This is a genomic window from Glutamicibacter uratoxydans (assembly GCF_006539925.1).
Lineage (GTDB): Bacteria > Actinomycetota > Actinomycetes > Actinomycetales > Micrococcaceae > Glutamicibacter > Glutamicibacter uratoxydans.
In genome coordinates this window covers 119,423-131,152 of sequence record NZ_BJNY01000001.1, presented here as the reverse complement: position 1 = coordinate 131,152, position 11,730 = coordinate 119,423, and the positions used below count along the sequence as shown (strand labels likewise).

Annotated in this window: 10 protein-coding genes; 1 reads left to right on the top strand and 9 read right to left on the bottom strand. The window is 65.9% G+C overall.

Annotated features, from left to right (window positions below):
* Window positions 1-8: 8 nt before the first annotated feature.
* The 9 genes from AUR04nite_RS00770 to AUR04nite_RS00730 all read right to left on the bottom strand — a co-directional run bounded on the left by AUR04nite_RS00770 (window position 9) and on the right by AUR04nite_RS00730 (window position 10,313).
* A complete protein-coding gene (locus AUR04nite_RS00770; protein ID WP_170184026.1) occupies window positions 9-680 on the bottom strand; it encodes a TetR/AcrR family transcriptional regulator in 672 nt (223 codons plus the stop codon).
* Between the two features lie 88 nt (window positions 681-768).
* On the bottom strand, window positions 769-1,485 hold the full coding sequence (bioD, locus tag AUR04nite_RS00765) for a dethiobiotin synthase (protein WP_141360959.1): 717 nt from the start codon (window positions 1,483-1,485) through the stop codon (window positions 769-771).
* On the bottom strand, window positions 1,482-2,678 hold the full coding sequence (locus tag AUR04nite_RS00760; RefSeq protein WP_141360957.1) for a cytochrome P450 family protein: 1,197 nt from the start codon (window positions 2,676-2,678) through the stop codon (window positions 1,482-1,484). The genes bioD and AUR04nite_RS00760 overlap by 4 nt, the downstream gene beginning before the upstream one ends.
* Window positions 2,675-3,859 carry an aminotransferase class I/II-fold pyridoxal phosphate-dependent enzyme gene (locus tag AUR04nite_RS00755; RefSeq protein WP_246055247.1) on the bottom strand — a complete coding sequence of 395 codons (1,185 nt, stop codon included), beginning with the start codon at window positions 3,857-3,859 and terminating at the stop codon, window positions 2,675-2,677. Before AUR04nite_RS00755 ends, AUR04nite_RS00760 begins: the two co-directional genes overlap by 4 nt.
* A 1-nt stretch (window position 3,860) precedes the next feature.
* Window positions 3,861-5,231 (bottom strand): adenosylmethionine--8-amino-7-oxononanoate transaminase, encoded by a 1,371-nt coding sequence (gene bioA / locus AUR04nite_RS00750; protein ID WP_141360953.1) that lies wholly within the window; start codon window positions 5,229-5,231, stop codon window positions 3,861-3,863.
* Window positions 5,228-6,442 carry a biotin synthase BioB gene (gene bioB, locus AUR04nite_RS00745; protein WP_141360951.1) on the bottom strand — a complete coding sequence of 405 codons (1,215 nt, stop codon included), beginning with the start codon at window positions 6,440-6,442 and terminating at the stop codon, window positions 5,228-5,230. The genes bioA and bioB overlap by 4 nt, the downstream gene beginning before the upstream one ends.
* 511 nt (window positions 6,443-6,953) lie before the next feature.
* The gene (locus tag AUR04nite_RS00740; protein ID WP_141360949.1) at window positions 6,954-7,514 is read right to left on the bottom strand and encodes an HIT family protein; all 561 of its coding nucleotides are present in this window, start codon (window positions 7,512-7,514) and stop codon (window positions 6,954-6,956) included.
* A 27-nt stretch (window positions 7,515-7,541) separates the two neighbouring features.
* Window positions 7,542-9,557 (bottom strand): threonine--tRNA ligase, encoded by a 2,016-nt coding sequence (gene thrS, locus AUR04nite_RS00735; RefSeq protein ID WP_141360947.1) that lies wholly within the window; start codon window positions 9,555-9,557, stop codon window positions 7,542-7,544.
* A 120-nt stretch (window positions 9,558-9,677) separates the two neighbouring features.
* On the bottom strand, window positions 9,678-10,313 hold the full coding sequence (locus tag AUR04nite_RS00730) for a winged helix-turn-helix domain-containing protein (protein ID WP_141360945.1): 636 nt from the start codon (window positions 10,311-10,313) through the stop codon (window positions 9,678-9,680).
* A 79-nt stretch (window positions 10,314-10,392) separates the two neighbouring features.
* Between AUR04nite_RS00730 and AUR04nite_RS00725 the strand changes: the two genes are divergently transcribed.
* The gene (locus AUR04nite_RS00725; RefSeq protein ID WP_141360943.1) at window positions 10,393-11,709 is read left to right on the top strand and encodes an MFS transporter; all 1,317 of its coding nucleotides are present in this window, start codon (window positions 10,393-10,395) and stop codon (window positions 11,707-11,709) included.
* Window positions 11,710-11,730: the final 21 nt, after the last annotated feature.

Sequence of the window (11,730 nt, the reverse complement as noted above, 5' to 3'; positions counted from 1 at the left end):
GTACTCCTTTACCGAGATTCGGCAGTTCCCGCGGATCCCGCGGGCGGGACATCGGCTGTGCCGGCGGCCAGGTACTCGTTGAGATAGGCCGGGTCGGTGAACAGCCCTTCGGAGAAAAGCTCCAGGGTGGGCAGGGCAACTTGTGCGTAGTATTCCTGCATCACGGTGGCGAAGTCTTCCGGGTCCTGCGGCGGGTTCAGCGCGAAGTGCAGCACCAGCGCGCCGAGGGACTGCAAAACCAGAAAGCGTGCCCGGGCCGGTTCATTGCGGCTCGGGACGATCAGCCCGCGTTGAACGGACCGGTCCAATAGGTTGAGCGCTTCTTCGATCAGCTGCTCGGTGAATTGCGTGCCTGCCTGGGCGCCGTCGCGCACCGAACGCAGGATATACAGGATCAGCACTCCGCCCTCGCGGGAGCTGGGCAGGTGGTTGAAGACCTGCTGGGGGCTGGCCTCCAGGGAGTCTTCCTTCATGCGGCGGTAGCGCTCCAGCACCGTCGCGTCACACTCTGCGCGCAGCGCTTCTTTGGAGCCGAAGTGGTGGCGCACCAGCCCCGCGGTGACGCCGGCGCGGGCGGCGATCGCCCGCAGGGAAACATCAAATCCCTGCGCGGCGAAGGCCTCGATTGCGGCGTCGCGCAACCTGGCCCGTCCTGTTAAATCCTGCTCGGCTGTACTCACGTATAGGAGGCTACTCCGCTGTATAGCCGTTGGCAATGGATTTTTCCGAAGAGTTTCAGCCCGCCCTGGCCGGCTGCAAAAACCCGGTTTAAGCGTGCGCCGCGGCGTTGACTGCCGAGAGCGACAACCCCGCCTTCACCAGGCGCTCTGCACAGTTTACGGTTGCCAGGCCGGCGGGAAGCGCGCCGGCGAAGTGCCAGTGCTGGGCTTCTGCAAGTTCTTTCAGGTTTCCCAGGTTGCTGCGATGCAGGAGAGTGGGATTCTTCGGATAGCTGCCCAGGATAAGCGAGCCGCTGGTGAAGCCCCGGCTGGCCGTGGCTTCCAGGGTCAGGGCGGTATGGTTCAGCGTTCCCAGATCCGGGCGGGTGACCACGACCAGCGCAGCATCCAGCGCCGCCGCCAGATCTGCGATCGTCTCCCCTGCAGCGGTCAGCTTGACCAGCAGTCCGCCGGCGCCTTCTACGAAGACCGTGTCATGGGCCACCGCCAATTCTCGGATGCGCGCCAGATGTTGTGCAAGCGTTGGAAGCGCACGGACCGCGTCCATGCCGCCGGCGGCCAGGGCCGCGTCCACCGGGGCCATCGGTTCACGCAGCCTCACGCCTTCCGCGATGCTGAGTTTTTCGGGACCTCCCAACCACGCGGCGATATTCTGCGCGTCGCCGAACTCGCCGCCGGACACCCCCGTCTGGGTGGGCTTGTAGACAGCGGTGCTGTGGCCGGAATTCAGCTCGCGGGCCACCAAGGCTGCGGTGGCCACGGTCTTGCCGACATCGGTATCGGTGCCGGTAATGACGTAGATCATGAGTTGTTCCCTCCCGATGGTTGTGACCGAACGAGTACACGGTCCGGTGTTTGGAATGAAACCAGGTGCCGCCAGCCAGGGGCGCGGTAGACCAGCTCGATGTCCGGCAGCGCCGCGGCCGCCGCATGCAGCACCATCTCGGTTTCCATGCGGGCGAGTTTGGCGCCCAGGCAGCGGTGCAGGCCGAAGCCGAAGACCAGCGAGTCGTCCCCCAGTTCTGCGTTCTGCCCGCCGGAGAGCCGGAGCACCAGTTCTTCGCCCCGGCTGAAACGGCGGCCAAGCACCTTGGCGTCCTCTTGGGCGATGCGCCGCCAGGTCGGGACGGACGAGGCGTTCAGCAGCACCTGCGCCACCACCTCTTGGCTGCTGTCCCTGCCGGTTTCCGCCGCCGCGCAGTCGGCCCAGCGGCCGTCGTGCAGGGCTGAAAGCAGCGCGCTCTGGATGAGCATGGTGGTGGTTTCCTGCCCGGCGATGCCCAGGAAGTAGGCAAGGGACACGATCCTTGCCCGGTCCACCCCGCCGCGGTGCAGGGCCGTATAGAGGTTTTCGTCCCCGCGTTGCAGCGCCTGATCCACGCTGCCGCGCAGCCAGGCGTGGTACTGCACCGCGCTGCGGGCCAGCACCTGCTGGCGCTGTTCGTCGGGCCAGCCCCAGAAGAGCTCCAGCGAATCCCTGCTCCAGGCTTTCAGCTGCTCAGTGGGCGGGGCAGGCGTATTGGTCATCCGGGCCATGACCTCGGGCGGGATGGGCGCCGCCAGCTCAACGGCGAGGTCCAGCTGCTCCCCGTTCGCGAGCCGTTCGCGCAGCTGCTCACACAGTTCGCTGGTGCGGCGCGCAATGAATCCGCTCTGCGCCTGGACCTTGGCAGGGCTGAAGAACCCTGCGACGATGCGGCGCACCGCCAGGTGCTCGGGCCCGGAGGCGCTGGCAAGCACCGGCGGCAGGGCGAACCGGCCGCGGGCGAGGATGCGCAGGGTCGCCGGTGCGAGGCCCACCGCGGCATGCAGCGCATTGGCCGGGGTGAATTCCTGGGCCCTGCGCAGGATTTCGCGGACCATCTCCGGGGCTTCAATGCTGCTGTAGCGCTGGTTGACCACATCGGGGAAGGCCTGTTCCAGCGGCTGGGCCAAGGGGGCGCCGGCGATGCCCGAAAGCTCTTCGGGAGCCAGCGTGCCGGCATAGGGACAGCTCATGCTTCAACCTTCCTGATGGTGCGGGCCACCGCCGCCAGCGCGGAGGCAAGTTCGTCCTGCTCATGGCCGGCGTGGGCCGTCAGGCGCAGCCGCGAGATCCCGTCCGGGACGCTCGGCGGCCTGAAGCAGCTGACAGCGATCCCCTGCTCGCGCAGTTCGGCCGCCGCCTGCACCGCCTGCTGCGCGGATTGCATGAGCACCGATTGCACGGCCCCGGCGTCTGCCTGGATCCGGGAAGCGAGCTGATCCTGAGCGCCGAGCACCGTGCGGATCAGCTGCGCATTGGCCGCCAGCTGGCCGATGCGCGCCTCGGTGGCCAGGTCCAGCGCCGCATGGGCCGCGGCCGCCGTGGCAGGTGCCAAGGCGGTGTCGAAGATGAAGGTGCGCGCGGTGTTCAGCAGGTGCTCGCGCCACAGCGGCGCACCGGCTCCGCCCAAGAGCACTGCACCGCCCTGGGATCCCAGCGCCTTGGACAGCGTGGCGGTGGCCAGCACGTGGCCGGCCTGGGCCAGCCCGGCGGACTTGAGCGCAGACCCGCCGGGCACCGCCGCCAGCGAGTGCGCCTCGTCCACCAGCAGCAGCGCGTCGAACTGCGCGCACAGCACCGCCAGTTCGCGCAGCGGCGCGGCGTCGCCGAGCACCGAATAGATGGATTCGGCCGCCACCAGCACCCGGGGCTTCGGCGCGGCGCTTGTAGCGTTGGCCGCCAGCAGCGTGCGCAGCGCGTCGAGGTTGTTGTGCTCGAAGTACTGCACGGCGGCGCCGGAGAGCTTCGCGCCGTCGATCAAACTGGCATGGGCGTGGGCATCGAGCAGCATCAGGCTGCCCGGCCCGCCCAACGCTCCGAGCACGCCCAGATTGGCGGTGTACCCGCTGGAGAACACCAACGCCTGGCTGCGCCCGGTGTAGCCAGCCAGCGCGGCTTCCAGCTCTCGGTGGACCTGCCAGGTCCCGCCGGCCACCCGGCTGGCTCCGGCCCCGGCCCCCGCGCTGCACACCGCGTTGATCGCGCCGTGGCGGACCTGCGGATGGCTGCCCAGCCCCAGATAGTCGTTGGAGGCCAGATCGAACAGGGTTTCCCGCGAGGTGTCCACGCGCTGCATGTCCCGCGCGGCGCGCACCGTGGAGCGGGTGGACAGCCAGCGCTCCCAGGCTGGATTGGTCGTGGCAAGCGTTGTCATCTCAGCCTCCATAGACCTGGTTGACGGCTCCGGTCATCGCGGCGCCGAGCTGCTGGAGCTGGGCATCGGTGCAGATATATGGTGGCATCACGTAGACCAGATTCCTGAAGGGCCGCACCCATGCGCCGCGTTCAACCGCCGCGGCGCTCAGCTGGGCGACGCCTGCCGGTTCATGCAGGGCGATGACTCCGACGCCGCCGAGCACCCGCACTTCCCGCACCGCGTCAAGGGCGCGGGCCGGGGCCAGCGAGCTGCGCAGCCCGCGTTCCAGCCGCGCTACCTGCACCTGCCAAGGGGCCTGTGCAGGTTCGATGCCCGCGCCGCCTGAGCCGGTGAGCAGGTCCAGCGAAGCGCAGGCAATGGCGCAGGCCAGCGGGTTGCCCATGAAGGTCGGGCCGTGCAGCAGCGCCGACGGGGCGCTCCCTGTCCCGGTGCGCAGCGCCTGGGCTACGCCGGCGATGCAGAGCATGGCGGCCAGCGAGAGATAGCCGCCGGTCAGCGCCTTGCCCACGCACATGATGTCAGGCTCTATGCCTGCATGCTGCACGGCGAAGAGCTTTCCGGTGCGCCCGAAGCCGGTGGCGATTTCGTCGGCGATCAGCAGCAGCGCGTGCTCGTCGGCAATCTCGCGCAGCACCCTCAGCACGCGCGGCGGGTAGATGAACATGCCGCCGGCGCCCTGCAGCACCGGCTCGGCGATGATTCCCGCCAGGGAGCCTGCATGTTCGGCGGCCAGGCGCCGGGTCTGGGCCTCCCAGATCTCCAGCTCCTCTTCGTCATAGAGCCAATCGCCGCCGACGGTATGCTCGGCGGCGGGAGGGCGCGGGGCGAAGACCTGCTGGCTGCACAGCGGCGCGAAGGCCGAATGCATGCCGTCCACCGGGTCGCAGACGCTCATCGCTGCGAAGGTGTCTCCGTGGTATCCGCCGCGCAGGGCCAGGAAGCGCTGGCGTTCCGGGCGGCCCTTGGCGTCCTGGTACTGCAGGGCGAGCTTGAGCGCCACCTCCACGCTGATCGAACCGGAATCGGCGAGGAAGACGTGCCGCAGGCTCGGCGGGGCCATGGCCACCAGCCGTTCGGCCAGTTCTACTGCCGGCTGGTGGGTCAGCCCGCCGAACATGACGTGGCTGAACTTTTCGATCTGGGCATGGGCCGCGGCGTCCAATGCCGGGTTGCAATAGCCGTGCACCATGGACCACCACGAGGCCATGCCGTCAACGACCCGGTGTTCGCCGCCGTGCGCGTCCTGCAGCAGCAGCTCTGCGCCCTGGGCCTGGGCCACCGCATACAGTGCGCCCGAATCCAACGATGCGTAGGGGTGCCAGAGCAGCCCCGCATCCCTGTCCAGCAGGGATTCTGCTGCGGTTTTCATGCGTTCGGGTCTTCCTTGGTGCCGGCCCCGCGGCGGCGCAGCACGGGCTCGCGCTGGGCGCCGGATCCGCACCCGGTGGAGCAGCCGGTGCCGCAGCCTCCGCCCGCTGCGTCGGGAGCAGCTTCCTGGTGGCCTGCGGCATGGGCGGCTTCCTGCAAGCGGCGGGCCACCTCGGCCGGGCTGGAAGCTTCCTGCCCCAGCACCACGAAGCCTGCGTCGGCGATCATCTCCAGATCCTTCTTGGCACCCTGGCCTTCGCTGGTCAGGTAGTCGCCCAGGAAGATCGAATTGGCAACTTCCAGCGCGGTGGACTGCAGCGAGCGCAGGTGCATTTCGCGTCCTCCGGCGATACGCAGCTCCTTGTCAGGGCAGGCCATGCGCACTAGGGCGAGGATGCGCAGGCAGGCCAGTGGGGTCAGCAGCCAGGTGCCTTCCATGGGGGTGCCGTCAAATGGCATGAGGAAGTTCACCGGGATGGACTCCGAGCCCAGCTCGCGCAGCGCGAAGACCGCCTCCACCAGCTGCTCGGGGGTTTCGCCAAGCCCGACGATCAGGCCGGAGCAGGAGGAAAGCCCGGCGGCTTGGGCCTGCTGCACGGTGTTGACGCGGTCCTGGTAGCTGTGCGAGGTGCAGATTTCGGGGTAGAGAGATTCGGAGGTGTTCAGATTGTGGTTGTAGGCGTCGGCTCCGGCGTCCTTGAGTCGGGCGGCCTGCCCGTCCTTGAGGATGCCCAGACAGGCGCAGACCTCGACCTGCGGGTGCTCTTCCTTGAGCTGTTCGACCATGGTGGCCACGCGGTCCACATCGCGGTCCGTCGGCCCCTTGCCGGAGGCCACCATGCAGACTCGGGAGGCGCCCCCGGCGATGCCGTACCCGGCCTGGGCTACAGCTTCATCTGCCTTGAGCCAGGTGTACTTGAGGATCTCGGCCGTGGAGCCCAGGCGCTGGGAGCAGTAGGTGCAGTCTTCGGGGCAGAGGCCCGATTTCAGGTTGACCAGGTAGTTGACCTTGACGCTATTGCCGAAGTACTTGCGGCGCAGGGTGCCGGCGGCGCCGACCAGCGGCAGGGTGGCGTAGTCGGGGGTGGCCAGGATTCCCAGTGCTTCAGCTTCGGTGAGCTTGTGGCCTTCCAGCACCTTGGCGGCGAGCTCTTCGGCGTTGACGGGGGCCGCCGAGGAGGATTCGGCGGCGGCTGCGATGTTCAAGGTCATGGGTGTGCCTTTCCAACTGGGACGCCGTTGCCAAGACCTTCTGTGCGCAGTTGAATCTGGCTGCCAGAAGTTCTTGAACGGTGTTCAATGTATGTTGTTTACAGACAGTACACCCATCTCAGGCCATTTTTGAACACTGTTCAAGCGCGTGTCCGGAAGCCACTCTTGCCAGCCCGGGAAATCAGCGCTAGGCACGGCCGTCGCCAGGCAGGCGGCTGCCATCGGCGCTGAACTCGCCTAGAATCCCCAGCATGTCGGGAAAAATTCGAGCCGTTGCACGCGGCTTGAGAGGCAGATGCTGGACCCGCCGAACCCGGGTTGATTGGTGCCGCGGCACTTACCAGCGCAAGGAGCCAGTGGCGCGGGGCAATCACCCCTCCAGCCTGCGCTGATCACCTGGCCCATGGTTTTTGGGCAGCAAAAAGCGCGCCGCCGGCCGGTAGTGATACCGGTCGGCGGCGCGCTTGAGCCTCCTGTGCGTCAGCCGTGCTGAAGCGGCGAAAGAGCGGGGCTACTCAACTTCGTCCCAGACCTCGGCGATGGTCTCGCGCACCTCGGAGAGGGTCTGCGGGATGGCCTTGGTCTGGGCGATGATCGGGAAGAAGTTCCCGTCGCCGCCCCAACGCGGCACCACATGCTGGTGCAGGTGGGCCGCGATGCCGGCTCCCCCGGACTCGCCCTGATTCATCCCCAGATTGAAGCCGCTGGGGTTTGATACCTTGCGCAACACCCGCATTGAATGCTGGGCCAGCGCCGCCATCTCCGCCGTTTCCTCCAGCGTGATGTCCGTGTAGTTCGGCACGTGGCGGTAGGGGCAGATCAGCAGGTGGCCGGGGTTGTACGGGAAGAGGTTCAGGATGACGAAGCAGGTCTTGCCGCGGTGGACAATCAGTGCTTCTTCGTCGGTGCGGTTCGGCCCGGCGCAGAAGGGGCAGGTTGCCTCGTCCTTGACCTGGCCTTGGCCGCCCTTGATATAAGCCATCCGGTAGGGAGTCCACAAGCGCTGGAACGAGTCCGGGACGCCGGCGAGTTCAAAATCGTCGGTGACATTCTCGTCCTGTGAATACTGCATGCTGGTGGACTCCCTGGGCCGGTGTGCTTAGTTGTTGTTGTCGCGGTTCTTGATGGCGGTGACGATGCGCTCTACTGCTTCGTCCACAGGAACCTGGTTGTCCTGGCTGCCGTCGCGGAAGCGGAAGGACACTGCATTCGCATCGGCATCCTCGCCGCCGGCGATGAGCACGAACGGAATCTTGTCCTTGGACGCATTGCGGATCTTCTTCGGGAAGCGGTCCGAGGAATCGTCCAGCTCCACGCGCACGCCCTGAGCCTTGAGCTTGGCGACGACCTCTGCCAGGTAGTCGTTGAAGGCCTCGGCCACCGGGATGGCGCGGACCTGCACCGGCGAAAGCCAGGCAGGGAACGCGCCGGCGTAGTGCTCGGTGAGCACGCCCAGGAAGCGTTCGATCGAGCCGAACTTGGCGGCGTGGATCATGACCGGCTCCTGGCGGGAGCCGTCGGCTGCCTGGTATTCAAGGCCGAAGCGTGCAGGCTGGTTGAAGTCGTACTGCACGGTGCCCATCTGCCAGGTGCGGCCGATGGCGTCCTTGGCCTGGACCGAGATCTTCGGGCCGTAGAAGGCAGCTCCACCCGGGTCGGCAACCAGCTCAACGCCGGACTCGGTGGCCACGCGCTCCAAAACCTCGGTGGCTTCCGCCCACTGCTCATCGGTGCCGATGAACTTGTCCGACTCTGGATCGCGGGTGGACAGCTCCAGGTAGAAGTCGTCCATGCCGAAGTCCTTGAGCAGGGAGAGCATGAAGTTCAGCAGGTGCTCAACTTCCGCAGGCGCCTGCTCCTTGGTGACATAGGAGTGGGAGTCGTCCTGGGCGAAGCCGCGCACGCGGGTCAGGCCGTGCACCACGCCTGACTTCTCGTAGCGGTAGACGTGGCCGAATTCGAACAGGCGCAAAGGCAGTTCGCGGTAGCTGCGTCCGCGGCCGCGGAAGATCAGGTTATGCATCGGGCAGTTCATGGCCTTCAGGCGGTATTCCTGGCCCTGCTTGGTGATGTTGCCGTCTTCATCGCGCTCTTCGTCGATGTGCAGCGCAGGGAACATGGTGTCCGCATAGTACGGCAGGTGGCCCGAGGTGTGGAACAGCCCGTCCTTGGAGATGTGCGGGGTGCCCACGTACTGGAAGCCCTCTTCCACGTGGCGGTCGCGCACATAGTCTTCCATCTCGCGCTTGATGATGCCGCCCTTGGGGTGGAACACCGGCAGGCCCGAGCCCAGCTCGTCAGGGAAGGAGAAGAGGTCCAGCTCGGCGCCGAGCTTGCGGTGGTCGCGGCGCTCGGCCTCGGCTAGGCGTTCCTGGTAGGCCTTGAGGTCTTCCTTGGTCGGCCAGGCGGTGCCGTAGATGCGCTGCAGCTGCTTGTTCTTCTCGCTGCCCAGCCAGTAGGCTGCGGCCGAACGGGTCAGCGCAAACGCGTTCTTGATCAGCTTGGTGTTCGGCAGATGCGGGCCGCGGCACAGGTCCTTCCAGACGATGTCGCCGGACTTGCGGTCAACATTGTCGTAGATGGTGGTTTCGCCGGCGGCGACCTCGACGGTCACGCCCTCGCCGGAGGTGTCGGCGGAGTCCGCCTTGGCCAGCAGTTCCAGCTTGTACGGCTCGTTGGCCATCTCTGCCTTGGCCTCATCCGGGGTGACCTCGCGGCGGCCGAAGAGCTGGTTCTGGTTGACGATCTTCAGCATCATCTTTTCAAGCTGCTTGAGATCTTCAGGGGTGAACGGTTCGGCGACGTCAAAGTCGAAGTAGAAGCCGTCGGTGATGTATGGGCCGATGCCGAGCTTGGCATCTGGGCGCAGCTGCTGCACGGCCTGGGCCATGACGTGGGCTGTCGAGTGGCGCAGCACCTCCAACCCCTCCGGGTCGTTGATGGTCACACGGGTGACGGTGGTTCCGGCTTCCAGTGCGCGGGACAGGTCGCGCAGCACGCCGTCGACGTGCATGACAACCACGTCTTTCTGATCGGCGTAGTGCTGTAGACCGGTGGTTCCCGCGTCAACCTGTACCTGCTCGCCGTCGATGGTGAGAGTCAGCTGCTCGCTCATGAGATCGGGTTCTACCTTTCAATCTGGGATGGCTTCATAGCTTGTGGCATACCTTGGCCACAGCCAGCCAAAATCCAGTTTAGTTCAGCGCCCGGGCATCCGCCGTGTTCACTTCGGGTTTTAGGCGGATTGATCGCCCTGGTGTGATCCGTTCAACAGTTCGTCGGCGGAGAGCAGTCCTGAATAGTGCCACAGCTTTCGCTCATTCAGCGGCTGCGAGCTGGGAATCTTTCCGGCTTTCTGGTCGGCCCTGAAGCCAGGGATCACCGCGTCGAAGCGGCGCTGCAGCTCCTGGCGCTCGTCCTCGGTCATCATCAGGTTGCTGGTGCTCAGCTGGGCCAAGTCAATGGGCGCCTCCCCCGCTTCATACCAGCGCTGCGCGTGCTGCAAGGTTGCCTCAAGCCGGCGCTGTTCGTCATGGATTACCTGCCCCAGGTAGGCGTTGATGGCGCTGGGCGACTCGTCCCCGCGCCGCTCCTCCGGCTGTCCAGTTGTATATGCGGCGGCGGCGGGCTTCCAGACGCGGTCTCGCTTGTCGCGTGCCAGCTCCGGTGCCTCTTCGATCATCTGCGCCTTGGCCAGTTCGCGCAGGTGGAAGCTCACCTTATTCGGCGCAATGCCCAGCAGCTCTCCAATGTCCGCAGCCCTGCCGGTTTGCATAGCGCCGAGCGCATCGAAAATCTGGCGTCGCAGCGGGTTGGCCATCGCCTTGAGCATGGGGGTGGTCAGCGTGACGTTGGACTTGGCTTGAGTCATATGCACAGCATAACAATCCCCCAAAAAATATTGCGCAAGTTCTATTGCGCAACTTTATTTGCGAGTCTATGGTTGATGCATGACCACGAACCCAGCCCCGGCGGCGCAGCTTGATAACGTCAAGCTGCCTCCCCTGCGCCGCCAGCGGAACTACCGCATCTGGTGGCTTGCCGACTCTTCGGCATTGATGGCCGGCGGCATGTACAGTTTCGCACTGCCGCTGATCCTGCTGGCCGTCACCGGCTCCCCTGCGCAAGCGGGCACTTTGTCCGCCGTCGGGCTGGCGGCCCGCGCAAGTTTGACGCTGGCAGGCGGTTCCAAAGTGGATCGCTCCGACCGCGCGCGAATGATCCTGCTCGGAGGCCTGTGCGGAGCCGCCTTGACCTCCGCGCTGGCGCTGGCAAGCTTCACCGGCTCCTTGAGCGCGACGCTGTTGTGCATTGCCCACGTGCTCATGGAGCTGCGCGGCGGCTACTTTGGCTCGACAACAGATGCCGCACTGAAAGACATTGTGCATCCCCAGCAGTTGGGCCGGGCCATGGCGGCGAACCAAGGCAGGGATTCGGTGCTGATGCTGGGCTCCGCTCCCCTGGCTGGAACGCTGCTCGGGTTGGGCGCTGGCGCAGCCCTGCTGGTCGTCAGCGGCCTGCAGGTGCTGGGAGCGGCTTGCGGCCTTGCGCTGCGCCGTCCACTGCGGGCGGCAGAAGAGGAAACCAGGCAGCGCCGCGAAAAAGCGGACGGCCAAGAGAACCAACCCGTGGCTCATGGAATTATGGCAGGCATGCGCTGGTGCTTCACCAAACCACAGCTGCGCAGCCTGCTGATACTTGTCACAACGATCAATGTCGGCTCCAACGGAATGATGACCACCCTGACCTACGGGCTGCAGCAGCGTGGTGAGCCTGCTTGGGTCATCGGCCTGGTCTCTACGTTCATGGGGCTTGGCATGCTCGCAGGATCATTGGTTTCAACACCGCTGATCGACAGGTTCCGAACCGGCGTCCTGGCATGCACCTGCCTGTGCGTTCTTGGCGGATCCATCATCCTCATGGGCGCGAACACCAGCCTCTACTGGCTTGGGGCCATGCTTTTCCTTGCCTTCTTCAGCGTGCCCGCGCTGAATGCAGGGGTCGGCGGATACTTCATGGCAGTCATCCCCCGGGAGATGGCAGGCCGCGCAAACTCCTTGATTGTTTTCATGGCGTTGGCAGCGCTGCCGCTGGCGCCGCTGCTGACAGGATTCGGCCTGCAAATCTTCCCCATGGGCCCCATCCTGGTCTTCTTCGGCTCGCTGGTTGCGGTCTCAGCGATTGCAGCGTGGCTGTCGCCGCATATCCGCAGCATCCCTGCTCCGGCCCAGTGGGTCGAGCAAACGCGGGATTCGGAAAACTCCTAGTTTCCCGGCACCTATCAGAAA